The sequence below is a fragment of the Bacteroides sp. RCH18 genome (assembly GCF_058231005.1).
The window spans coordinates 817,455-843,547 of the sequence record NZ_JBIPTC010000002.1 but is presented as its reverse complement, the minus strand read 5'-3'; the positions used below and the strand labels follow the sequence as shown (position 1 = coordinate 843,547).

General features: G+C 44.7%; 12 protein-coding genes and 1 pseudogene. 2 read left to right on the top strand and 11 right to left on the bottom strand.

Annotated features, from left to right (window positions below; genetic code table 11):
* Window positions 1-7: 7 nt before the first annotated feature.
* The 5 genes from ACHLI0_RS18665 to ACHLI0_RS18645 all read right to left on the bottom strand — a co-directional run bounded on the left by ACHLI0_RS18665 (window position 8) and on the right by ACHLI0_RS18645 (window position 7,649).
* Window positions 8-2,722 (bottom strand): TonB-dependent receptor, encoded by a 2,715-nt coding sequence (locus ACHLI0_RS18665; RefSeq protein WP_490749802.1) that lies wholly within the window; start codon window positions 2,720-2,722, stop codon window positions 8-10.
* A gap of 696 nt (window positions 2,723-3,418) precedes the next feature.
* Window positions 3,419-4,315, bottom strand: a complete 897-nt coding sequence (locus tag ACHLI0_RS18660) for an AraC family transcriptional regulator (RefSeq protein ID WP_413555610.1) — start codon at window positions 4,313-4,315, stop codon at window positions 3,419-3,421.
* 60 nt (window positions 4,316-4,375) lie between these two features.
* Window positions 4,376-5,707, bottom strand: a complete 1,332-nt coding sequence (locus tag ACHLI0_RS18655) for a mechanosensitive ion channel family protein (RefSeq protein WP_258894534.1) — start codon at window positions 5,705-5,707, stop codon at window positions 4,376-4,378.
* Between the two features lie 51 nt (window positions 5,708-5,758).
* Window positions 5,759-6,760 (bottom strand): DUF4435 domain-containing protein, encoded by a 1,002-nt coding sequence (locus ACHLI0_RS18650; protein WP_490749801.1) that lies wholly within the window; start codon window positions 6,758-6,760, stop codon window positions 5,759-5,761.
* Between the two features lie 13 nt (window positions 6,761-6,773).
* A complete protein-coding gene (locus tag ACHLI0_RS18645; RefSeq protein ID WP_490749800.1) occupies window positions 6,774-7,649 on the bottom strand; it encodes an AAA family ATPase in 876 nt (291 codons plus the stop codon).
* Window positions 7,650-7,755: 106 nt separating this feature from the next.
* Here ACHLI0_RS18645 and ACHLI0_RS18640 point away from each other — a divergent pair, with 106 nt between their 5' ends.
* Window positions 7,756-8,673, top strand: a complete 918-nt coding sequence (locus tag ACHLI0_RS18640; RefSeq protein ID WP_490749799.1) for a DMT family transporter — start codon at window positions 7,756-7,758, stop codon at window positions 8,671-8,673.
* Between the two features lie 247 nt (window positions 8,674-8,920).
* Here the strand turns inward: ACHLI0_RS18640 and ACHLI0_RS18635 are convergent, their stop codons facing one another.
* From ACHLI0_RS18635 to ACHLI0_RS18615, 5 genes are all read right to left on the bottom strand, one after another.
* On the bottom strand, window positions 8,921-10,243 hold the full coding sequence (locus ACHLI0_RS18635) for an IS4 family transposase (RefSeq protein ID WP_490748799.1): 1,323 nt from the start codon (window positions 10,241-10,243) through the stop codon (window positions 8,921-8,923).
* Window positions 10,244-10,464: 221 nt separating this feature from the next.
* Window positions 10,465-14,493: a glycoside hydrolase family 2 TIM barrel-domain containing protein gene (locus tag ACHLI0_RS18630; RefSeq protein WP_490749798.1), complete on the bottom strand. Its 4,029-nt coding sequence runs from the start codon at window positions 14,491-14,493 to the stop codon at window positions 10,465-10,467.
* A gap of 91 nt (window positions 14,494-14,584) precedes the next feature.
* Window positions 14,585-15,679: a methylmalonyl Co-A mutase-associated GTPase MeaB gene (gene meaB, locus ACHLI0_RS18625; protein ID WP_008760933.1), complete on the bottom strand. Its 1,095-nt coding sequence runs from the start codon at window positions 15,677-15,679 to the stop codon at window positions 14,585-14,587.
* An 11-nt stretch (window positions 15,680-15,690) separates the two neighbouring features.
* Window positions 15,691-16,758, bottom strand: a complete 1,068-nt coding sequence (locus tag ACHLI0_RS18620) for a DUF1573 domain-containing protein (protein ID WP_008760932.1) — start codon at window positions 16,756-16,758, stop codon at window positions 15,691-15,693.
* A gap of 235 nt (window positions 16,759-16,993) precedes the next feature.
* A complete protein-coding gene (locus tag ACHLI0_RS18615; RefSeq protein ID WP_490749797.1) occupies window positions 16,994-22,768 on the bottom strand; it encodes an alpha-2-macroglobulin family protein in 5,775 nt (1,924 codons plus the stop codon).
* A 925-nt stretch (window positions 22,769-23,693) separates the two neighbouring features.
* Here ACHLI0_RS18615 and ACHLI0_RS18610 point away from each other — a divergent pair.
* Window positions 23,694-24,054, top strand: a pseudogene (locus ACHLI0_RS18610) (PD-(D/E)XK nuclease domain-containing protein); the annotation flags it as partial.
* 579 nt (window positions 24,055-24,633) lie between these two features.
* On the opposite strand, the gene ACHLI0_RS18605 reads toward ACHLI0_RS18610, so the two are convergent.
* Entirely contained in the window at window positions 24,634-26,091 is a 1,458-nt protein-coding gene (locus ACHLI0_RS18605) for an aminoacyl-histidine dipeptidase (protein WP_132060092.1), read from the bottom strand.
* Window positions 26,092-26,093: the final 2 nt, after the last annotated feature.

Sequence of the window (26,093 nt, the reverse complement as noted above, 5' to 3'; positions counted from 1 at the left end):
ATCCGGTTTAAAATGTGCACGACACTCCCAGACTGATATTTATTCCTTTTTTATAATCGCTGAGTACTACCTTCTCTCCGCTTTCGTTGGCTTTGCGGCTCAACTTATAAGAGGGATTCAGCAGATTGCGGGCTTTCAGCGTAAGTGAGACATACTTGTTGAGTTTGGCTTGCGAAACGAAGTCAAGCGTCATCATTCCCTGCTCCATGATGTCTTGGTAGCCTTGCGTACCGATGGTATAAATCTTATCGCTGACATAGTTGAGTACCAATGTATTAATGAAGCTATGATTTCCTTTCGTGAAGTTGTGGGACAAGTCGAAATTGGCGATCCAGGGAGCAGCCCCTTCCAGTTGCGATCCGGTGGTAACCGTTGCCAGAGGCATTTTCGCATTTGTATAGATGTACGATCCGTTCAAGCCGAAAGAGAGCTTGTTCATTCCGTTTGCCGCACTGTTTAGCGGACGGACAAACAGATTCTTACGTACCTCTACTTCCACTCCAGCCACTGTTGCCTTATCGGCTATATTTTCATACGAAAGGTATCCTCCGGCACTTGCCACCTCAATGCGTGAGATCGGATTCTTGATGAGCTTATAAAAAGCTGTCAGAGAGATCAATTCAGTGGGGGTAGGATTAAAGTCCCATTTCAAATCGACGTTATAGTTGTCCGAAGGCTTCAGGTTCGCATTTCCCTGACTGTTGAAATTCACACCTACGTAGCGATAAGGAGAAATTTCCTTTGCTTGCGGCAGCGTATATGTTTTGCTCGCTCCGAGACGCAAGGAGTGTTTTTCACTCAGATTGTATTTCAGATTCAAACTCGGGAGAAAGAAGTCCTTTTGAATCGTGTTACTTCCTTCCGATCCGCCTTTATTTACATTGTAGTCTACCTGAATATCCACATTGTCATACTTCATTCCTACATTTACAATCCAGCGGGGAGTAAACTGGTAGGTGGCTTCCGCATAAGCGGAATGGATATTCTTGGTGACCGAATACTTATCGATATTCTTCTGAACGGCAAACCATCCAGAAGAGAGATTCTCCTGATTATAATAATCGTCGAGTGAGAAATTATCTAATGAGAGGATGGAAGAAGTGTGTCCTACTGTGAGGTTGTATTCAGTCGCCTTGAAATTGTCGTCTACGAATCGGCCTGTATAGCCCAAGCGTATATTAGAGATTTCTTCTACGTTATCTTTCAGACGGTAGACGAGTCCTGCCTTCACGTTGATGTCATCTTCGTCCAAAGTGGAGAAATACCGTTGCTGGGAGTTGCCCCTGAGTAAGGTATATCCTTCTTCCGCTTTGGTTATATTGTTGATTCGGCGGTCGGGCTCATTGCCTTTCACGATATTATAAGAAGCACCGGCATCCAGACTCAATGTTTTGGTCAGTCCCCAGTTAGTCATCAGCTGGTTAACGATTAGTAAGTTGTCATTCGCTTGCTGGCGACGGGTAAATCCCTGATTATCATAATCGTCACTGAAGATGGAGTTTTTACCGGTATAGTCTCCTACGGATTGCACATTGGCATGAATCATCATGAAGTTATAACTCATGTGGTGACGGTTCTGCATATCATAATCCACATTGGCCAGTGCCAGTTGGCTGATATTCTCGGTGTACTTCTTGCCTGTCATATCTTTGTAGATCGTACCGCTCGTCGTTGTGTTGCGGATGGTTTCATCCGTAAATTGATAATCAGTGGTATGTCCGGCAGTGAGAAAGAAAGAGAGCGGATTCCTGTCTTTCCCTATATGAAACCGCTTTCCGCCGGAAATGCTATAACTCCGGTTTATCTGCAAGCTCTGCTTGGAGGGGTCCAGCTTATTCTTGAATCCCCAGTTGTTTTCATCGGCGGGTTCTGTTGTAGTGGCGAAGCCCAGAAGGTTTACTCCGTCCTGCTTCAGAAAGTCGGCTGTCACAGTCTGCGTGTTCAGTCCTCCGGAAAGGCCGATATTCAGGTTTCCGCTGCCAATCAGTTCTTTGGAAACAATGTCGATTGTCGCACCGCCGACATCACTGATACCTCCTGCATTAAATGCCTTATTGACGCCAACAGACTGGATAATATCCGTACCGAAGAAGTCGAGAGAGATATTCTTATATTCCGGATCTTCCGAAGGAACGGCAAATCCGTTAAAGGTAGTCGCATTATAGCGGTCGCCCAGTCCACGGACGAAAACATTCTTCACTCCATCCTGTTTGGAGACTCCCGCCACTTTGGTTACAGCCCCTTCCGCATCGGAAACACCTTTGCGTGAAAGCTCTTTGACGCTGACAGCCTGCACGGCAATGACCGCCTTCTGCTGTTCGAGCAATAACATATTCTCATTTTCACGATTCTTCTTTGCTACCACCACAACGTCCGAAAGTTCGTGCGCATCTGTCTCCAACTCCAGATTCAGAATCGCCAGTTTTCCGTTTTCTACACGGACCTTACGACGTACTTCCGTTTTATATCCTACATATTTAATCTCTATATCATACAAACCTTCCAAAACACCGGTACTGTTCAATTCAAAATTACCGTCCATATCGGTCACGGCTCCGGCAGGAGTTCCTACCAACCGTATCGTTGCTCCAATCAAAGGCTCTTTGGAAAGTTTATCTTTCACAGCACCTTTAATCTTAATATTGGCAGCCAATGCGGGAAGAACACACTGCAAACAAAAGAAGGCTGCAACTGAAAATCTTAAAAGAAATAGTTTTTTCATCGAACTTCGCTCTACATTTTTATTACGTCGGCAAAGGTAGACCTGGGAGATTACAATATGAATACGAATCAGATACAATGGTTTGAAATAGCCGTTTCAGGTTTGTTACATCGTGTTACAAACTTGTTATCAATGACTTACCACACTGTTTCAATCCGCTTTCGGGTGAGGTTTAGTCCTCTTCCAGGTAAGATTTAATCTGCATATCGAAAGAATTTATCTCCCGTCATGCACAGAATTAATCGTCTGACTATAGTTAAACTTGCGTCTGACTACTGTTGAACTTGCGTCTGACAGTTGTCAGACGAAAAAACAACAACTGTCAGACGATTAGTTTTGTGCCTAACGGAGAATAGATGTCAGCCTCCCGAAGAATAAATCTTAGGGAACAAGACTCTAAATTCAACACGATTTTAAGCTAATTATTAGTCGATACTATCTCCATTCTCCTCCTTCGGGAAGGAGGAGTACCCGTAGGGGGAGGTGGTAGATGAATGCATAATTATGTCATTTACAAAGAAATAGGAGTAAACATTATTTCTCCTACCACCTCGGTCTTCGACTACTCCTCCTTCCCGAAGGAGGAGATTTAAGATACTATTGACTTTTTAATCAACCCCATTTAAGATATTACCGACTTTCTAGTCAGCCCTAATAGAGAAACAGATTAGTAAAGTATACGAGAAAACAGAGAAATTAGATCAGTTTCTTTTTCTTCCGGTAGTTCTCGCGAAACTCCTTCGGAGAACAATCCTTTTTCTTCTTAAAGATACGATTAAAATTAGACAGGTTATTGAACCCGCACTCATAACAAATTTCTGCGATAGACATCGTAGAATCTACCAGCAACCGCGAAGCGAATCCCAGTCGGATGTCAATGATATAATCGGAAAGGTTCTTCCCTGTACGCAACTTAAAGAAACGGCTGAATGACACATCAGTCATCCCGACCATGCTTGCCAACTGTCCCAATCGGATTTCTTCCTGATAATGGAGATTGATATATTCCTGCACCTTCTGTACCCGGCGGCTATCGGAATGAACATCAATCTTGGCAAAAGAAGAACTGGACAATGTCCGGGCCTCTTCCTCAAAGAGAGAAAGTTCATACAGGATCGTCATAAACTTGATCACCGCATAAAACCCTTGTTTCTCGGAAGCAAGCGTATCCAGCAATGGATATATCTTAAGTATGGCGGACATCGGGAAACAAAGTCCTTTCTGAGCTTTATCCAGCATCCGGCGGATAGAGTCGAACTGGTTCTTATTGATAAAGCTCTTGAAGAACAGGTCGGAAGAGAACTGGATGGTGATCTCCCGTATCTCTTTGGAGCAGCATTCATTCTGTTCCCATACGTGTTCCAGGTCTTTGCCCGTGATCAGAACCAGATCATAATCTCCTATCACTTCGGAGGAATCTCCTACTACACGCCTGACTCCGGCAGCCTTCTCCGTAAAGTTCAGTTCAAATTCAGAATGATTATGAATCGGATAGGTAAACTCCGTCTTATAACGTTCTGCAATATAGAAACAGTCTTTGTCGGACAAAGGTGTAATTTCACGGATAATCTGGTTGGGTATAGGTGTGTTCATAATCAATAATGGTTAACAGTATGTATCGTTCTTAAAATATATAGTATTCTATCTTTTAAATCAGTGTTCTATCTTCACTCCTATCCGCCGCAGGTCTTCACCCGACGGATTCTGGAAGACACGCAGGCCGAACTCCGGAATGATGGCAAGTACATGGTCGAACACGTCTGCCTGTATGCCTTCGTAGGCAACCCATACTTTGTTGGCAGAAAAGAAATAAAGTTCCAGCGGAATGCCGGTTTCCGTAGGCTGAAGCTGGCGTACCATACAGGTCATATCCTGATTAACAGTGGGCAGGCTCCGCAAATAATTGGTCAGATAGGCACGAAAAACTCCCAGATTGGTCTGCCTCCGCCCGTTCACCAACACAGAATTATCAATATCATGCTCCTTATTATATTCTTCTACCACTTTCTCCGTTTCATCTACGTAATTTGTCAGCAACTGTATCTTGCGATATTTCTCCAGCATTTCCGGTGTACAGAAGCGCACGCTTGTCATATCGATATTAATGGAACGCTTCACCCGGCGTCCGCCGGACTCCTGCATTCCCTGCCAGTTCTGAAAAGAGTCGCTGATCAGCAGGTAAGGAGGAATGGTCGTAATCGTATTATCGAAATTACGCACCTTCACGGTATTCAGCGTAACTTCTATCACTGTACCGTCCGCACCATATTTCGGCATGGTGATCCAGTCGCCCACCTTCAGCATATTGTTGGCAGAAAGTTGAATACCGGATACAAATCCCATGATACTGTCTTTGAAAACCAACATCAGAATAGCGGCAGACGCTCCTAAGCCGGTCAGCAAGACCATCGGGCTCTGATTGATCAGAATGCTTATAATAATGATGGCTCCTATAAAGAAAAGAATCACTTGCGCCGTCTGCAAAAGTCCTTTCAACGGTTTGTCCCGATACTGCTCCCGCTCACTATAGACTTGATAGACAGCCGTAAACAAAGCGCTGATGAAACGAAGAAAAACGGCAATGATATATATCAGACAGAGACGCCGCAGGAAATCGAGCAAGTCAGAATCCGCGTGTTCGGGGAATGCGATAGGAATGGCAATATAAATCAGGATAGGCGCTACCATCCGGCTGACATTCACCATCACTTTATGGTTGAATACAATGTCGTCCCAGGTAGCTTTGGTCTGCTTCACCAGCTTGGCTACCACCCGTAAAATGATTTTACGGCAGATTATGTTAGCCAAGAAAGCTATTCCGATAATAAACAGCAATACGATCAGATTATCTATTTTGTCCGCCCATACTTCATCCACACCTGCCGAGAGCAACGTACGGTTGACCTCCTGCATCACGACATTGCCAACATTCTCCGTATCTCCATTTGCCAATGCCACACTCACTGTATCAATCACTTCTTTCATAAAATAGTATCTCTTTTAGTTTATTCCCTTATTTAGTTAGTTCCCTTTTGTTTATTCTCCTTTGCCCAGATATTCCTGAATGTCCTGCCTCAGCCAGTCATAGTGGAAGAGTCGCTTATAGGCGACGTTCTTCTTCAACATGATTTCGACATTCACCTGGCTGTTCTGATAACAAGTCAATTCATTCCTGAATTGTTCATTATGTTCCGCCAGTCGTTTGATTTCCTGTTCCCGTTCCCGGCGCAGGGCGGTACAGACGGGAATCAGAAGTTTCATCACGACATTATCCATCACGTGATGTCCCTGCATATATAAATAGGTGGTTTCGGGGACGAGTCCCAGTTCCTTTAATTCCGACCGCAATCCGTTCACTTGGTTGACAGAACCGGGGAAGCGTTTTTTCAGTTCAGAAAGTTTCTGATTAACCCGGTGTTGCAGTGCTTCCAGACTATGCTCCGGATGTTTCAGAGTGATCTCCCTCAAAGAGGTATAAGTATGGAAGTCGTACATCGGGAAAGTATACGTATCCCGTTGGCGATAAAACCACACGTTCCACAGGAAAAGCGGGTATACGATTTCCGAATACCGTTTCAGATAAGCGTTGAAATCCAGTATAAAACGGTCGTTCAATGTGGCCTGTACACATACTTCGTGAAGACTTTCGGCAAAGCAGTGATAGTTTTCGATGGCGTATGTGTAGGTCTGGAATATGTATTTGTTCCGGTTGATCTTTCGGGATGTGTTCGTGGCTCCCTGCAACAGGAAATCATAGTCACTGTCGACACAGGCAATCAGACTTCTGCCCAGTTCGGCGGTGTTCAGCGTGTTCATGAGTACCATCTTCTTACCCTTTGCCAATGAGGTGGCCGAAGGGAGCATCACTTGAAAATAATGCTCGTCATCTTCAAACTCTTCGAGTAATGTGCGCCAGAAAGCAACATCATCATAGCTCTCTACGTAAGCAATGATGCGCCGGCGAGCCTTTTTGGAATACAGCTTGTGGGCAGCATTGAAGTAAGAAGAAGTCAGATTATCGCGTAGTGAAGTTGCCATGTAGAAGTTGTCATTAACAATTAATAGTCGGGGTGAGTCTGAATCCGTCCGTTTCGGTGGAAATATCGCTCACCTCTGTCACCGCATCCAGCCAGCCCTCCATGATGACGGCAGGCGAATGGGTGGTCAGAATGATTTGCACATTGGGATTCAGTTCTCGGATCATTGAAATCAGTTTCTGTTGCCATTCGATGTGCAGGGAGGCTTCCGGTTCGTCCATGAAAAGGACACAGTGACTGTTGTCCTGCACGAGCACTGTCAGCAGAATCACGAGCATTTGCTTTTCACCGGACGAGAGTTTGTATGGAAACAGCAGTTCTCCGTCCTGATAGAAGGCTATGTCATTCCGACGGCGGTCTATCTTTTTGCGGGTATAGCTGAAAAGTTCGTCAATCATATCCTGAAAACGACGTTTGGCAAGGGACAGGGTGGCGGCTTTGCTGCGCTGTTCCTCGTCATTGCTGGAAAGCATTTCGATCATCTTATTGCCGATATTGACCTGATAATCGAGATAGCGGCGCTGCAACAGATACAGTTGCCAGTCCAGTTCGGACTTCACGTTCTTGTCTGCCATGCGTGCCGTGAAGTCACCCATAATCAAGGGGCGGTCGTAGCTGCGGATCACATCGTAAGGGATATAAGTCGCTTCGGGATTATCAAAGAAGAGGTGTACTCCGTTCTTCGCGTCGCTTTTCATTTCACCGGAGAGCTGTATGTCGCCGGAAAGCTGTTCGAGGTATCCCACCGAACGGTTCAGAATAGTGGTCTTTCCCACTCCGTTGATGCCGGAAAGGATATTCACATCCGGACGCAAATCCCATTGTATATTAAAGCGGCCCCAGAGTCCTTTGATCTCGATCCGCCGGATATAGTCTGCCTGTTGTTCCATAATATTCAATTTTAATCAAGGCAAATATAAACAAATCATGCGACAAATTGGTTACCTTTGCAGCAGTTTTCATCCTTTGTAACAATTAAAAGGTATACACGAACTTATGGGCAATAACAAGAATCTGCATGGACATCTGTTTGCACTTACGGCAAACGTTATGTGGGGACTGATGTCTCCTATCGGCAAATCGGCACTTCAGGAGTTTTCCGCTATCTCCGTCACCACGTTTCGTATGGTAGGAGCGGCAGCGGCATTCTGGATACTTTCCATCTTCTGCAAACAGGAGCATGTGGACCACCGTGATATGCTGAAGATTTTCTTTGCTTCCCTCTTTGCTCTGGTTTTCAATCAGGGGGTATTTATCTTCGGGCTTTCGATGACTTCGCCTATCGACGCTTCCATCGTAACGACTACTCTGCCGATAGTTACCATGATTGTGGCAGCTATTTATCTGAAAGAACCGATTACGAACAAAAAAGTACTGGGTATTTTCGTGGGGGCTATGGGAGCGCTTATCCTTATTATGAGCAGTCAGGCAGCGAGTAGCGGTAACGGAAGTCTGATCGGCGACTTGCTTTGTCTGGTTGCGCAAATCAGTTTCTCCATCTATCTGACGGTGTTCAAGGGGTTGTCTCAGCGATATTCGGCAGTGACCATCAATAAGTGGATGTTTATCTATGCTTCGATGTGCTATATTCCTTTCTCTTATCAAGATTTTTCGGTCATTCAATGGGCCAGCATTCCGACGGTTGCCATTTTGCAGGTATTGTATGTCGTACTGGGAGGAAGTTTCCTTGCTTATCTCTGCATCATGACGGCTCAGAGATTACTCCGTCCTACAGTGGTTAGTATGTATAATTATATGCAGCCGATTGTGGCTACGATTGCAGCAATCCTCATGGGAATCGGGAGCTTCGGCTGGGAAAAAGGAATTGCCATTACACTTGTGTTTCTGGGTGTGTATATTGTGACGCAGAGTAAGTCTAAGGCGGATTTTGAGAAGGTGGGAAAGGAGTTGTAGGAGTTTCCTCATACCGATAAAATAAAGAGGCGGACTAAAAAGTTGATAGTATCTAAAATGGGGTTGACTAAAAAGTCGGTAGTATCTCAAATCTCCTCCTTCGGGAAGGAGGAGTGGTCGAAGACCGAGGTGGTAGGAGAAATAATGTTTGTTCCTATTTCTTTGTAAATGACAGGATTATGCATTCACCTACCACCTCCCCCTACGGGTACTCCTCCTTCCAGAAGCTACCCTTTATACACAAGTCTTATCTGATAAACTCATACAGTTCAAACTGTGTATAAAATCTATCCAGTCCATTCTTAAAGGTTATATATCCTGGAATGGACTGGCTCTTGTATGCACTCCATGCTCCTAACCTTGCAATAATCCATGCTGCCCATGCCATTGATTCTTTTTTATATGGATTTTGCTGTATTTTTGTATTTCCCTCACTCTTTTTTCCTACTATATGTAATAATTCTATTTCTTTGCTTGTAAAGTAGATTTCTGAAGAGAGTTTTTCATCTTCTTTATCAAAAGAAAGTTTGAGTACCATCACCTGCAGGGCTGCCTGCAAGGAAATTAAGATTAGTTTTTGTAATGCCGAAACTGTTTCCAACTGTGCGTCCTCAATCATGAATCCCTTTCTTTTGAGCACTCTGAACAACTCTTCAATCAGCCATCTACAACGATACCAACCGATACATTCAATTGCTTGTTCTACAGTCTCCACCACATGTGTAGTTAGCAGTCTCCATTCAATAGGGCTCTCATTTACCGGTGTACTGGAAGATTTTTCTTTAACATGTATGCAATAAAGACTAACAGGGGGACTGCCCTTTGCCGGACCGTTAACAGGAGCGCACAAGGTGACTCTTTCAAAGCGAAGTTCCATGCACGCTACCCGTTTCTTACGTCCGCTTCCCGGGAGCACTTCAAAGCTATACTCTGCCCGTAGAACAGCCTGCTCCATTAATGTATTCAGATGGAGAGAACAGTCTGGATCATCCAACCGACAATTCCTTTCATGAACAGAACGTATCAGCAAGTGAACATTATCAGCAGGGATACGGCTGAAAAGTTCAAAAATGTCCGCTTCACGGTCACCGATGATCGTTTTAACTGCATCCCGGGGCATTTGCTCACTGGCAGCCATTCCACTTTCTATCCAACGATATGACTCTTTTTCTTCTATAGGCTGATATCTGTAATTACGTTCTTCACGACTTAAAGCATCCGGTGAGCGATTCCACTGCTTGACCGAAGAAAAGCCTATAGGAATATGGCTGGAGCCATCCACTACCAAGACAGGATGCAAAAAAGTACCACATTGCCTTTGACCGACAATGCCGGGACTGGCTGTTTTTTTCTTCATTCGCTCAACATGAGCCTCATAGTTTATCTCCGAGGTATCTTGAATACACAGTAAATGCTTACGACCGGAAGCATTCTTACAGCAAGTTTGTATCAGACCTGATAAGATAGCATCAGAACTGACTGAGGAATTGTTCAAAAATCTATAAGCACCCATCTTTTCTTTATGTTCCTTACTAAATTGATTCACTATAGCACTTTGATGGACAACCATCTGAGAGCAAATTAAGTTTAAACGTCGCAAAAGCCGAGGATCACGAATTTGATCTGTCTCTAATAACATCAAGCAAAGATAAAAAAAATAATATATACTTGTGTATAAAGGGTAGCTTCCAGAAGGGGGAGAGTTTTAGATACTACCGACTTTTTAGTCAGCCTCATTTGAGATATTATTGACTTTGAGTCAGTCTCTTTCTGCTATATATTCAATAATTCTTAGTTAGCCAGAATCGTTATCTCCGCACCGGACGCAAAATCCTGTCCGTTCTGTTCGCTTAAAGCCGTGAAACGGATATAACGCGCCTTCACCGGTTTGTCAAACAAGACTCTCTTTTCTTTGGAGTCCCTTGCGAATATTCCTTTATTAACAGGCTCTCCCCATTCTTTTCCATCCATGCTGACCTGAATAGAGTAATCCTTGATATTACCGTTTCCTCCATTCTGTCGTGGCAGGTAAGTAAAGCCTTTGATTTCCTTGACTTCACCGGCATCCAGATCTACCCAATGCGGGTATTTGGCAACTGTCACCGAATACATGGTATGCCAGATGGTATTCGGATCACCGTCAGTCAGATGAGAAGCATCGCCTTCACCCGATTCCTGGCTGCTGGCGTACACAACTTGCGTCTGAATGCTTTCTATTTTCTCAAACTTCATCGTGCTGCTGATATCCTTACTATCCTTATACCATGCCTTGATCGTACCTCCGTTACGCATAGGGACAGGCTCTGTGTATTCTTGCACTTTCTTACTTCCGTCAATGCTATAACAAATGACAGCATCTTTCTTTGCCGAAGTCAATTCGACCATTCCGGCAGGTGTGCGTGTGATAGACAGAGGAAGATCTCCCGCAGGGGCAACATTGGCAACAACACTCAGTTCCTTACCGGCAGGACGAATGATGAAGCCCATGCTGTGCTGGTTGGCAAACACACGGTCGTGTACGAGAGGACCTCCCTGACCACAACTGTTACCACCCAGACCGGTCACTGCACAATCCAAATGCAGATAGGTATCGCCTGCCTTCGGCAACTGATAAGGATGGGAAGCCAAAATCAAGTCGAGAGCCGAATACTGAAGTGCCGAAGCCGAAAGACGGTCGGTAGCTACGAAGACAGCTCCATTGCCTGCCTGATTGGTCAATGCACACCAGCGAACATCTTCGTGATTGCCCATATCCTGAGGTTTCGGGAAGTTTACGAACTCACCTGCTACGCTATTCGTATACTGTTCGATAAACTGTCCGCTCTTACGGTCGGCATAGTTATCTATCGGTCCGCGTCCATAGTAAGTGAAGTTACTGTATTGTTGGGGAACTTTCATCACATAACCCAAACGTGGCAGAACCAAACTTGAACGATTGGAAGTAATGCTGGATTGCAATTCAATAGAACCGTCCGGATACACTGTCCATATCTGGTTAGTGACAAATTTAAAGTCATTGCTACCGAATTTTCTGTCGGTCAATTCTTCGATGCTATTCTTACCGGAGCTTGTACCGCCCTTAATGCGTGCGGCATTCGGTGCCTGAGATTCTACTGTAAAGCTCAACACCAAAGTGCCATTGCCTTTATTCAGTACTTTATATTCAGTTGCTTTATGAATCAGATTGTGCAAACCATGTTCGAACCAGGGAGCATAGAACCAGTTATCATTGTTTGTAAAAGCACGGAGAGCATCGAGCTTCGGACCGTTGCCATCGGCGATAACAGTCTCGTTGCCATACTTCAGACTGTAGATACTTCCGGTTTGCGGGTCAAATATGGCTTCAAAGTCAGTTCCCTTTATAAGGATGCGCTTCGTATCCTTGTCCAGCACAAATCCATCCAGTTTTGCTGCATTGGCAGTTACTTCACTGATGGACGGACGATCTGTAGCCTCCTTTATCAAAATCTGTTCCTCTGCCATCGGGAAGCCTTTGGCAGCCCAAGGTCTTTGATCTTTCAGTATAAACTGCAGCTTCATAAAGTACTCCGCATCTCTCTTAAGAGAGGCATGATCATACGGCAGAGTGATCTGTGTGCGTTGGCGCGGAGCTACATTGATATCCATCGGTTTACCGGTCATTATCGGTTTGCCGTCTTCATAAAGCGAATATACCAACTGGTAATCTTCCGCCAAATTCTTAAAGTAGTACTTATTGAAGATCTCAAACACACCCTTCTCAGTATCTATCGCCTTTACGCCGATGTGCTGATATACCTTTTTCACTTCATAGTACTGAGGCTTCGGTTCAAGGTCACCAAACACGATGCCGTTCATTACAAACTGACCATCATTGGGAGTATCGCCAAAGTCTCCGCCGTAAGCCAGATAACGGACACCTGTCTTCGGGTCATAATTGTACATAGACTGGTCTACCCAATCCCAGATGGCACCGCCACAGAAGAAATTGGTCGACTCCATAGCCTCCCAGTAATCTATCAGATTACCGCAGGCATTTCCCATTGAATGGGCATATTCGGATATATGGAACGGATACTTGATATCATATTTCCCCTGCACGGCTCCACGTACCCAGCCGATAGACGGATATTGGTTGGAACCCATATCTACAATGTCATTATTACGCTCATATTGCACAGGGCGGGAAGTATCAAACTTCTTCAAAGCATCATAAGCCGCCACAAAGTTCTTGCCCGGTCCGGCTTCATTGCCCAACGACCAGATAACGATAGAAGGATTGTTGACATTGGCACGCACCATTTCCATCACACGTGCCACGTGCGCATTTTTCCATTCCACCGGATGAGAGAGGGAGGCAGCACCATAATAATATTCGTGCGATTCTATATTCGCCTCATCTTCGAGATAAATACCGTATTTGTTGCACAGGAAATACCAATACGGATCATCCGGATAATGTGAATTACGTACATGATTGATGTTGGCACGCTTCATCAGCATAATCTCTTTCTCCATCATCTCACGGGTAATGGCGTGCCCTACTCCCGGATTGGATTCGTGGCGGTTCACCCCTTTCAGTTTGACCGTCTTTCCGTTCACATAATAATAACGTCCGGCAAGTCCGAATTCATCTTCGGAAGCAGGAGTATCCTTAATCTCCACTTTGCGGAAACCGACAATGGTGGAAACCATTTCAACGGTTCTGTTCTTCTTATCCTTCAATTCGGCTACCAACGTGTAGCGATAAGGAAATTCAGCCGACCACTTATTAGGAGCCTTTACCTTAAGAACAGTCTGAACACTGCCTGTTTCATTCGGAGTGATTTTGTCGATCACAGGAGATAAAAATCCATCTACTAAGGTATTCTCATCAGAGTACAATTTATTGGCATATAAAGAGTAATATACCTTGTAGTCTTTGATGGCTTTCTTATCCAGGTTACGGATTTCGGCATTGACAGTCAGAGAACCGTCCGTATAAGTCGCATCCAAATCGGGTGTGGCAACCAAGTCACGGAAATGAACTTTGGGAACCGAGTACAAGGCAACCGTACGGAAGATGCCCGGCAGACGGAACATATCCTGCGCTTCGAGGAAGGAACCGTCCGAACTACGATACACTTCGGCGGCTACGGTGTTCTTGCCTTTCTGTAAATAGGGAGTGATATTGAAATTAGCGGCATTACGCGAGTTCTTGGAGAAACCTACGTACTGACCGTTGATCCACAGATAGAAGAATGAATCGACACCATCGAAGCTGATAAAGACTTCGCGTCCGTCCCAGTCCTGCGGGATTTCGAAATCACGGCGGAAGGAACCTACTTCGTTCCGATCCTTGTAAGTAGTCCAGTTGGCAGGAGGAGTACGCATCACACCTCCGCGCCAGTCATCCACTTTCACGCTGTGCTGGAAGATGACCGGTTGGTTGACGTAGATAGGCGTTCCGTACTTCTGGCTTCCGTCCTTTTGAATGCCATAGATATTCCAGCTTGAAGGTACGGGAATCGCATCCCATGAGCTGACATCATACTCAGTCTGATAGAAATCTTTGGGGCGGGAGTCGGGGTCGGGTGCCCAGTGAAACTTCCAGTCACCAACGAGTGACTGCCAGAACTTACTGTTTTCTGGCAATACCTTGCGGGCATTATCCAAATGCTGGAACGGAAAGAAATAAGCATGCGGCTGCTCTTTGTTGAGCGCCAGGTTTTCGGGAGATTCCCACTCTTTTCCTGTAGGAGCATTCACCGAACCATAGGTGAATCCTTCTAACGGTTGGTCTGCAAAGCTCTGTATTGACAAACTACAACACAAAAGCCCAGTTAATAAGGTTTTGTTCATCAGGTGTAAAGTTAACAATTGGTTATTAATTAGGGTATAGTTATCGGGGGTAAATGTTCGGTCGTTTTAATCCATCACTGTTTCTGCATTATCATCGTTTTAATTCGTCAAAATAGGTATCCAGCAGGCTCTTAGCAGCGATAAACGAAGTAAGATTTCCCTGCAGCACTTGTTGTTCCTTCTCCTGAAGCATCGCTTCAATCCGAGGATTGTGATAGAAGCTATCACGGAGCTGTTCATTGATCGTTTCGTACATCCAGTACTTGCTCTGTTCATTACGGCGATAGTCAAAATAACCGTTCTTCTTCACGAAGTCGATATATTCATACACCATGTCCCAGATTTCCTTCACGCCGATATTATAAAAACCGGAGTAAGTCAGCACCTTCGGAATCCATCCCGATTCGGGAGCCGGAAACAGATGCAGCGCATTACGGAACTGGCTGGCAGCCAACTTGGCAGGTTCCAGATTATCTCCGTCGGCTTTGTTGATGACAATACCGTCCGCCATCTCCATGATTCCTCGTTTGATGCCCTGCAATTCATCTCCCGTACCTGCCAACTGAATCAGCAGGAAGAAATCCACCATAGAATGAACAGCCGTTTCGCTCTGTCCCACTCCGACGGTTTCCACAAAGATTTTATCGAATCCGGCAGCCTCACAGAGCACAATCGTTTCACGGGTCTTCCGGGCAACTCCTCCCAACGAACCAGCTGAGGGGCTGGGGCGGATAAACGATTGGGGATGTACGGAAAGTTGTTCCATACGTGTCTTGTCTCCCAGGATACTGCCTTTACTGCGCTCACTGCTCGGGTCGATAGCCAGCACCGCCAACTTACCGCCTTTTTCGAGCACATGCAGACCGAATACGTCAATCGAGGTACTCTTTCCCGCACCGGGCACTCCACTGATACCTACACGGATGGAATTGCCGGAATAAGGCAGACATTTCTCGATCACTTCCTGGGCGACAGCCTGATGTTCGGGCTTCACGCTCTCTACCAGTGTCACAGCCTGACTGAGAATAGTGACATCGCCTTTCACAATACCTTCTACAAATTCCGCTACCGAAAGCTGACGCTTTTTGGGCTTACGTTTCAAATAAGGATTCACGGATGAGGGCTGTTCGATGCCTTTATTGACAACGAGTCCTTTATATTCTTCGTTATTTTCAGGATGTTCCATGGCAATAAGAGTTAGCGTTTGATATTTATTTCAACTTTCGGACGCAACGGGTCGTTTGTAATCATCAAGATACGTAAATGATGTTTCTTATTACCTACATCCCGCTTGTGGATCGTCACTTTCAACTTAGTCATTCCGTCCGGCGGAATGACCGTCTTTTTCAGTCTTACTCCTACAGAAGAGTTGAATACCTGTAGCTTGCTGATGACTAACGGGGTCTTTCCCGCATTAGCGATCAATATATCATGGCTGACTTTATTCTTCTTGATCAACGGAATACTCAGGTCAATATTCGTCTCCGAGATGTGGATGGAAGGAGCATTCAAAGAATCTTTCTCCGTCATACGCGAGAAATCGGGAAGAAGAATGGCCGAAACGGGTATCTCATTGTCTTCACTCACTTTATCACCGGAGAAACGGGACAGGTAGACAGAGGTCTGTGTCAGTCCGAAGTCCTGTAGCTGGCTGGCATCCAGTGTCAGCTTGATCGTTCCTTTTTTACCTTTCAGCAGTACTTTAGGTTCCGCTTCCATCTTCAGATAAGGAGGCAGGTGCATCAACACCGGTTCGTACGGACGGTCGGAAAGATTGGCAATGCTGAACGTCATGGACGGTTGCTGTCCGCGATAGACATCGGGGAAGGAGAACTCGTCACGGTCAATGCGGATATTGCCGATGGCGTACGGAAGAAGTTTTGAATAATCTTTGATTTCCTGCACTACCTCACCGGTGAATTTCAGATAAACCAGATTCGGAGTGGCATTGCTGTATATGCCTATCGACTTGTCAAAACGTCCCAGCGCTTTCGCGTCAAAAGAGGCTTTCACAGTTCCTTTGGCACCCGGAGCAATGGGTTCCTTTGTCCAGTCGGCTACGGCACAGGCGCAGGAAGTCGTGACATTGGTCAGCACCAACGGTTCGTTTCCGGTATTGGTGATGGTATATTCTACTGTTACCGGCTTTTTCCATTCTATTTGTCCAAAGTTGTGCGTCTCCTTGTTAGAGGAAATACGGGGTTGGGCAACAGCCGCCAAAGTGACAGTAAGCAGAGTAAATATCAATAGTAAAGTACGTTTCATGTGATATATTTTATTTTGGTCCACAAATGTAGGAGTTTTAGATGAGTTTTTCATCACAGATTACATAGATTAACACCGTTTGAGAAAATACTTTACCCTGTGACAACTCCTGCAACGCGGTATTCACCAACAAAAAGTTCCCCACCGATGAAGGAAGCCTTCATCGGTGGGGAACACCTTCCTCATCGGTGGCGAGTGCCCTGCTCACCGGTGGGGAAGAAATCTTCTCCCTGCGTTATTTAATAATAATTGTCATCGAAGCCGAGTGGGAAGCGTATTCCGGCGCATAGGCGCATTGCATGGTTGCCAAACCTGTCTCATAGGTTCCCGCTCTGCTGATACGATAGCTATGCTCCAACACATACACTCCTTTTCCTAAATGGTCAAAGAAGAAATTGGTGGAAGCATCCTTGATGTCTACGTAATAGCCGATTCCATTACTCCAGTTGTAACCGGATACGCTGCCGATCGGTTCGAAGCAGGCGCCCCGCTGGTCTTTCAACTGTACGAAGTCCATCGGACGGTCTGCACGAATGCTCAAACGGGAAACTACTTTATCGCCTACCTGAAGAGCGGTCTTTTCTGTAATAGGCTGTAGTTGAGGAGCATTGTTCACCATACGTTCCACATACAGTTGCTTTTGCACATTCAGTTCTCCTCCCTGTTGTCTCACATCCTTGATGGGTGATTCATATTCCGCGTAAACGGCTCCCCATGCGATGCCCGGATTTCTCTTTTCGACTTCTATCTTACGGGCGTCCACTACATTCTTCTGTGTAAACGAGCGTTTGATATAGCCCAGTCCCGGTACGGTAGTCTTGCTTGGAGAGACAGTTTCCAGCACCTCCTTTGCAATGACAATACGCACGTCTCCCTGATTGTCGAGCAGGTTTACGCCTTTCATCAGTAAGGCATAGACAGCATCGGCAGTAGCTACCGGAGAATTCCACTGTTGGGTCTGTTTCTGTTTGAGCAGCCAGAGTTTCATTTCTTCTACGGTATCGTTATTTCCGCCTGTCAGTTCCAGCGCTTCCATTACGTCTACATGAGCCTGCATTTTCATTCCGCCCCAAGTATACGGGTTTTCATTGAAGGCGAAGAACATTCCCTGTTCGTCCGTCTTCGTCAGATGTTCTTTCAGTGAAGCGATAAACTCCTGAGCTTCTTTCTTCCGTCCGGCCTTATCCAAAATGATAGCGGCAATCGCTTTCGTATCCATCGAAGCGGTCGGAAGCATTTCGCCTATCTTGGACAGATAATAGGTATAGGCGGCTTTATTGGAAGCCGGAACTTGTTCGCCGGACAGAGCGATCAGATACAGATATTGCAGGATACTTCCGGAAACACCTGTAAACTTCACACCGTCTTTCTGTGCTTTGAGAATTTCTCTATATTCCTTCAGAGCTTCCTGATGGAGATAGGTAAAGGCATTCTTCTGCAAGGCAAGCGCCGTGCCGCTTGGTTGTTCACCTGTCATCATAGCCAGACGGGCATTCAATTCGGCAATGTAGGTAGTGACGTAACGGCTGCCGGTCATACCTTTATACCACGACCATGCTCCGCTTGAATTCTGCAATTCCTGCAATCTTGTCAATGCGGCAATGTTGTTGCTACGGATATTGTTCAGATCGAACAGAGTGGCGATACGTTCTTTCTGCTGTTCTTCCGTTTGCGCTTCGAGTACCCACGGAGATTCGGATAACAGGATATTCTTCACTTCCTGGTTCTTTTGCAGGTTGCTCAGGAAGGTATCCTTTGTTCCACCCTGTAGCTTCCAGCTATCGAATACGGCTTTAATACGCGGCTGGCTGTTCATGATGTAGGAAGCCAGTGTATTTGCGTAGTAAGCGGTAGCCCATGAAATGGCATTATTATTTTCCGGAAGGCTCAATGAAGGCAATGCCTGAATAGCATACCAGGCAGGATTTCCGGTAAATTCAACGGTTAGTTTACGATCGGTTGCCGTCTTACTGTGGTGATTGAACAGGCTGTCGAGAGAGAAAGTACGTGTTTCTTCTCCACGGACAGGCATCGGAAGCGTTTCTACCAGATGCTCTTTATTGCTGAGCACCGGAAGTAACTGCTGTTCGCCATCACTGAAGGTACCGCTGTCGGCTATCATCCGGCATCCCAGTATCTCGTATTTATCACTCACGGTAAACATGAAGCTGACGCCGATTGTCTTTCCGGCCTCTACGGTAAACTTCTGTTTCTGTGTGCTGATTACCTTTTCCGTCATCGGATCAAAGAGAATCATGCTCACCATACCGGCCTGCGGCTTTCCGGTCATGTTGGAAATGGAGGCGGCAACAGATGTCTTATCTCCGACACGTACGAAACGAGGCAGATTAGGAGTCAGCATAAATTCTTTGCTTGTAGTGGCTTCACCGTCCAGTGTGCCCATCAGCATACCTTTGGTATGAGAATAGCCACGGAAGTTCCAGCGGGTCAGGCTTTCGGGCATAGTGAAGGAGAAGGAAACTTCGCCTTGTTCATTGGTACGAAGTTGCGGGTAGAAGAAGGCTGTTTCCGCAAGGTTCGTACGCAGGTCGGCGGGAGCTTCGGGAAGGGTTTCTTCTTCGGATGCGCCGTCCGGCTTGCCTGCCTCTACTGACACTAACTCTGATTCAAATACTGCATCCTCAGCAACACTTCCAGCCAAAGCAGGTACATATTTTGCTTCCGCCTTACTTCTCGAAACGCCCCGTATCATCATACTGCCCGTCATTGAGGCCTGCTTTTGCACGCCATATCCTCTGACCATCACTCCCGGCACCATTCCATTCAACGCCTGGTCCATCGACATCGTTCCCTGCGTCACAAAATGGTCAAATTCCATTGCCGGCACTTTAAGGTATTTATGATTCCACCAGTAGTTGAAGGAGTTATTGCCGAAATAACCGCTCATCCAATTGGAATAAGGGATGATCTGATTATAGTAAATACTGAAATTCTGTTTTCTATTCCATATCTTATCCAACGAGGCATCATACATCGTAGCCAACATTTCCGCTTCGGCAGCCTGCCCTTGCGGAGTATGAATCGTCAGTTTCCATTCTTCCTTTTGTCCGGGACGCAGTTTATCGCGGAATACTTCCCATTTCATGGTCAATGTCTTGTCCGGCAGACGTTTCTTTAACCGGACTTGTTCCTGATATACCTGTCCGTCTCTTACCAGACAGAAGTTGATGAAGACTCCGTCCCCATAACTTTCCTTATACGGATAGTAAAAATGTACTATCGTATCGGACAAATTCAGAACTTTGCTTTCCAGCAACTCGTTGCCGGAGAATACATTCATCATCACATAAGCATCTTTCTCCGAAGTTCCGAAGCAGAACTTTGCCGGATACGCCGCATCAAACTCTGTATTCGCCTCATAGAACCATACGGGCGTTTCAACAGGCGGACGTTTATCTTCCCAAGCGAAAAGAATCGTATTCGCATCAGCCGTCACGTCCTTGCCCTGTCCGTCTTTGACGACTGCTTTCAGCACATAAGGTCCGGAAGGTAGGTTTCCCCAATGAATCGTCATCTCTTCGTTGGAAGTGAATGCGCCTGTCTCAATAGGTTTCTCGTCCAGCTTCTTGAAGTCGGCATCTTTGGCCTGATACAAAAAGAATGTGCCCTTCACTTCAACAGGCTGCCCATTCAGATTCTGTACTTTGAATACCGTATGGAACGGCTTATCCTTGCAAATCTTATCACTCAATTCTGTCTGTAAAACCAACGAACGATTGCCCGCCGAGATCACATCTGTAGACGACTGCGTTTCACCCGCCACATTGGTTGCAGTGGCTTCTACCGAATAGCGGTAGTATACTCTGGCATCATTCTTATAAGCATCATTTTCTTCGAGACGAACCGGTATTGTAAATTCTCCGTTCTCATTGGCAGTCACCTCACCGGAAGCAATCTGCGTGCTTTCCGCAAACCGCCACAGGCTAAAGGCTGAACGTTTCACGGTATACTTCACAGGAAGATCCTGCAATAAAACGCCGCTATAAGACTGTATCTTACCTTTTACTTCTATCTGATCTCCCAGTTGATAACTTCCCGCCTGTTTCTCAAAAGTTATATCGAATGTCGGACGCTTATAGTCTTCCACACGAATACTTGTCCTGCTATTTCCGACTATCAACGAGAACATTCCGTTCAGACAGGCAGAAGGCAGCGCAAAATCAGTGGCAAATGACCCGAACTCATTCGTGCGGACCTTTTTCTGTCCGACTTCCTGATTATTCGCATCTGTCAATATCACGGTATATTCCTTATTGGGAAGCACATTTGCCGTATCCGCTTTCTGCGTATAAGCGATTCCTTTCACATATACAGTCTGTCCGGGACGATACAAGGAACGGTCTGTCAACAAGGTCATTTGTTCCGAAGTCTTATTTTCATCTCCGTAATATCCATAGCTTCCGCCATAGACACCTTGAAGCGGCATAGCGGTATCGGCGCCTTTGGCAGCCTTCAAATATCTATAATCGGATTTCCAGGGGAATACAACCTTTCCATCCGTCCCCGTCGTAAATTCCTGCAATATCTTTTCGTCATTTGTATAAAGAGTTACTTTCGCATTCGGTATAGGATGTCCCGTCTGTCCGTCCTGTGTCACTACTTCATACTGATTTCCCGGCAAACGGCAAGTCAATGCCTTGAAACGTGTAACATTGAATTTGCTTTCACTGTCTCTCTTTGCACGAATATCCGGAATGATACGCATGACATATTCTCCAACTTCCGGTGCCTGGAATGTAAACACCGTATCCTGTGTCCGATAATCTTCCGGACGCAGGACTGCAAAATGCTGCTCCTTTATCAATTTCTTTGCCTGGAAAAGACGAAGTGTGAATCCGTCCAGATTCTTGTGCGAGGCTCTTATCTTAAATTCTTCACCGGGAAAAGCCGTTGCAGCCGCAGTCACATTCAGAGACGGCGACAGGATGTCTTCGCGAAGATTCTTCAACGCATTTATTCTACGATAACCGGGATATAAACGGATCGCCTCATCACAAAGTTGCAAAGCAACGGTTTGCTGTTCTTTCCCAATCATATAATTGGCCTGAGCCAAATAAACTTCAGCACAAAGATCCGATGACTTATACTCGGTTTTCAGTGCATCCAAACCTGTTTCATAAGGATCAACCGTCATCATATAAGTACCGCCTTTCTTCACACTGAAAGGTTCACGAAAACTCTTCGAACTATCACGCTTCCAACTCAGATAATTCAAATTCGTCAGCAAACATCCCTCCTTATCCCCTTTGGCTTTATAAGAAGTGAGCATATTTTCATATATACGTTCAATATCCTGTTTTACCGGAGATTGCTTTTTAGAGGAAGTATCCTCCGAATAAGCTTCTACCGGAGTGGCACGATCCAGTCCTTCTATCTGCTGCAATGCCTCAATGCTGCGGAAAGCCAGCAAATGATACATATCATGATGATAATATTCACTGGTTTCGCCCAGTTCCACAAAAGGAATATAAGTGCGTGAAGAAGTATTGAGTAATAGCACGGAGTCTGCCATCGCTTCTTTAATACTTGTTTTGACTTTTTCTACAAACATATTTGCTGTCCACTCCCGCATATCTGCCGAAGGAGCTTCGCCTACAATCTCTGTCCGCTGCCGGAGTTGCCATTGGTTATTAGCGGCGTAATTCGCATAAATTCCTGCAATCAATGAATGCAATATAGCCCGGTCCATCGGTTTATCTGCCAGCTTTGCCCATTGTTCCAACTCTTTTACGTTTGTATAAAGGCTGTCAGGAGTCAGCATATCCCGATACTTCATTCGCCACATATACGCTTTCAGCATTTGTGGGGAGTTCTTTTCCGCCTCTCCTTTCTGATAAATCTCTCCTGTCAGCTTTATCACTGTCTGAGGCAGACTCTTCTTTTCCGCCTGCTCCACTTGTTTCCATAATTTGTCGAACGTCTGAGCCTGCACCGCCGGAATCACTCCCAACCATAACAGTACCAGCATACAAATCTGCTTTATTTTCATAATCTTTCCAGTTTAAGTTTGATATATCCTCTTTGTATAAATAACAAAGTAAAGAAATAAAGTTTAAAGATTTATTCTTTTTCAATTAAAATTCAATAATTGACTTATCTCATCTAATGCCAAATTTGAAGAAGAGAAGACGCAATAAGACGAAACACAACGAATGTGCCAACATTTTACCAACTATTTTGGGAGAAGAACTTATTATCAAAGAACTATAAACAAAAAAACGTGAAGACTGAGTTGTTTGGCCCATCTCATGCAATTAGTTCGTAGTAATGTTCGATTTTTAAGATTATATCAAGAAATCAGTTGATCAAAAAATAGTGAGCCAGCAAATAAATCGCATAAATAAGTGCAATAATATGCAGAAATATAGTCCAAAATCACATAAAGGTACGTAAAATATACATCTTTTCTAACTGACAAATCCTTCATTGGTTTAAAACCAAAGGACCGTTGGTTTTAAACCAACGACTCTTTCCTCACCGAGGAACTTGTTTATCACCGGCGAAAAAGTAATAAAAAAGGTATCGGAAAGCTATTTTTCTCTAGTTTATCAACAACAGCAAACATGACAACAATAACATAATGAATCATCAAAATTCAACAAAGTTACCAAATAATCAGTTTAAGATCAGAATTACTTCAGTTTAATCGCAAAACTATCCAATTCATAAAAGGAGTAAATATCAAAGTTACAAATACCGGAACTTTTTCATTCTATATTTATATGATGTTGTAATTAGCGTCTTCCTGACTGTTTAAATATTCTTTTTTTTAAGGAAGATCCTTTTTTCACCATAAGACCGATATATACACAAACAGAAATAAAACAGGTGAGGAGCTAAAAGAACGTATCGTAATATGGGAAGATACCAAGAATATGTTATGTGAAAAGAAATACAAAAATAACAATGGAAGGAGACAACAATATGACGGATATCATTTTAGTAAGAATAGCAAAGACATTTATAATCCATTTAGTTTATTCAACGCATTTGCCCAAAAAAGTTATGAGAATTTTTGGTTTTCTACCGGTACTCCCACTTTTTTGATAGATCTCCTGCAAGAAAGTAACTTTGATATCCGTGAGTTGGATGACAACTGATACCCTTTATGTCCTTGAATTTAAAGTGGACGGTACACCGGAAGAAGCATTGGCGCAAATTAATAGTAAGGAGTATGCCATTCCCTATCAGGTGGGAGACTGGAAAATAATAAAAGTGGGGGTAAACTTTGATAGTGCGACGAGAACTATCGGCACATGGAAAACAGAAAGATAAAGAACGCGGATTAGCCACTATCCAGCCTAAATGACAGAATAAAAAGTGGGGATAACGTTTTCAATAACGCATCCCCACTCAAGCTTAGTTAATGTACTGAATCTCATTTCTCAATTCTGTACCCCCATGAAAGCATTTCGTTGCGACCTACTTCACTGAGGATTTTTCTAATTAATGAACTCATTTTCTTTGCCATAATCTTTAAACCTTTAAAATTACTAATACCTGAAAACTAAAAAACTTAAATCTTCTCTTTGGGGAGTATGCCAAGTGTTGAGTATCCCCAAACATGTACATCGGCATTGCCGATCTTTCTAAACAATCTTTCTAACTTTTTCATTTTGTTATCCTCCTAATTACATGTTTTATAACACAAAAATACGACCATTGTTTATAGATTGAGCCGAAAAAGGAAAGAATTTTATGTTTTATAGCATATTAATTGATTTGCATCAATTAATTTATTTGTTATAAGACAGAATTGTAATATCGATGGCAGCAAATATGACAAAAAGGCACGGAAGATGTCTTCCGTGCCTTTTTACTGTATTATACCTATATATAATAGGAAAAGAAATCTTATTTCGTCGGAGTCTGTGCTAAGGTAGCCACCAAGAAGTCATAGAACTTCTGTACGGTAGGAATCAAAGCTCTTTCATCCGGTGAGTGCGGTGAGCGCAATGTAGGACCAAACGAAATCATATCCAACCCCGGAATGATAGCACCGATAATACCGCATTCCAAACCTGCATGGATTACTTTCACAGCGGGTTCTACTCCAAACTGCTGTTTATAAGATTCCTTCATCGCATGCAAAATAGGCGATTCAACGTTCGGCTGCCATCCTGAATAGCCACCAGTCATTTCCACCTTCATACCTGCCATAGAGAAGCAAGACTCAAGACTGGTAGTCAGATACTCTTTCATGCTATCGCTGGAGCTACGGGCCAGAATCTTAATTTCAGCCTTACCACCGCCAATCGTAATGATAGCCAGATTAGAAGATGTTTCCACCGTATCGGGAACGGTCGGAATCATACGAGTCACACCATTCTGACAAGCAAAGATGGCATCAATCAGATTATCCTGAATTTCTTCAGGCACTTCACCGGCAGGCAGTTCCACACGTTCTGCCGTAAAGCTGATCGGAGTTTCGATTGCAGAGAACTCTTCATTGAACAAGTCTTCGCAATATTTCACCAAGCCCAGCAGTTCCTCTTCGTTTTCAGCAGGAATGGCAAGTACCGCACACGCTTCACGAGGAATCGCATTGCGCATATTACCACCGTCCCAGCTTACCAGGCGGGCTTCATAGCTGGCAACCGCTTCACGTACGAAACGTACCAACAGCTTATTGGCATTGGCGCGTCCTTCATTGATTTCCAATCCGGAGTGTCCGCCACGCAAGCCCTTCAGGCTTACTTTAACAGCGACGTCGCCTTCTTCGGGAGCTACTTCCTTGTATTCCAGCGTAGCAGTTACATCCATACCGCCGGCACAACCGATATACAGTTCGCCTTCGTCCTCAGAGTCAAGATTCAGCAGGATTTCTCCGTTTACCGTACCCGGTTTCAAGCCGAACGCACCGTACATGCCGGTTTCTTCATCTTTAGTAATCAATGCTTCCAGCGGACCGTGTTTCAGATCCTTTGCTTCCAATACAGCCATGATAGCAGCTACACCCAGTCCGTTATCAGCGCCCAGCGTAGTACCTTTGGCTTTTACCCAGTCACCGTCTATATAAGTTTCGATAGGATCTTTTTCAAAATCATGAACCGTATCATTATTCTTCTGAGGAACCATATCCATGTGTGCCTGAAGAATTACACCTTTCCGGTTTTCCATGCCCGGAGTTGCCGGTTTACGGATAATCACATTACCCGCTTCGTCTACGAAAGATTCCAGTCCCAGGCCTTTTCCGAAGTTAATCAGAAATTCAGTCACTTTCTCCATGTGTCCGGACGGACGGGGAATCTGAGTCAACGAATAAAAATGCTTCCACACATTCTGTGGAGCTAAAGAAAGAATAGTACTCATAA

Coding starts and splice junctions, on each gene's coding strand:
- ACHLI0_RS18665 (WP_490749802.1), bottom strand. CDS start 2,722: ATGAAAAAACTATTTCTTTTAAGATTTTCAGTTGCAGCCTTCTTTTGT.
- ACHLI0_RS18660 (WP_413555610.1), bottom strand. CDS start 4,315: ATGAACACACCTATACCCAACCAGATTATCCGTGAAATTACACCTTTG.
- ACHLI0_RS18655 (WP_258894534.1), bottom strand. CDS start 5,707: ATGAAAGAAGTGATTGATACAGTGAGTGTGGCATTGGCAAATGGAGAT.
- ACHLI0_RS18650 (WP_490749801.1), bottom strand. CDS start 6,760: ATGGCAACTTCACTACGCGATAATCTGACTTCTTCTTACTTCAATGCT.
- ACHLI0_RS18645 (WP_490749800.1), bottom strand. CDS start 7,649: ATGGAACAACAGGCAGACTATATCCGGCGGATCGAGATCAAAGGACTC.
- ACHLI0_RS18640 (WP_490749799.1), top strand. CDS start 7,756: ATGGGCAATAACAAGAATCTGCATGGACATCTGTTTGCACTTACGGCA.
- ACHLI0_RS18635 (WP_490748799.1), bottom strand. CDS start 10,243: ATGGTTGTCCATCAAAGTGCTATAGTGAATCAATTTAGTAAGGAACAT.
- ACHLI0_RS18630 (WP_490749798.1), bottom strand. CDS start 14,493: ATGAACAAAACCTTATTAACTGGGCTTTTGTGTTGTAGTTTGTCAATA.
- meaB (WP_008760933.1), bottom strand. CDS start 15,679: ATGGAACATCCTGAAAATAACGAAGAATATAAAGGACTCGTTGTCAAT.
- ACHLI0_RS18620 (WP_008760932.1), bottom strand. CDS start 16,758: ATGAAACGTACTTTACTATTGATATTTACTCTGCTTACTGTCACTTTG.
- ACHLI0_RS18615 (WP_490749797.1), bottom strand. CDS start 22,768: ATGAAAATAAAGCAGATTTGTATGCTGGTACTGTTATGGTTGGGAGTG.
- ACHLI0_RS18605 (WP_132060092.1), bottom strand. CDS start 26,091: ATGAGTACTATTCTTTCTTTAGCTCCACAGAATGTGTGGAAGCATTTT.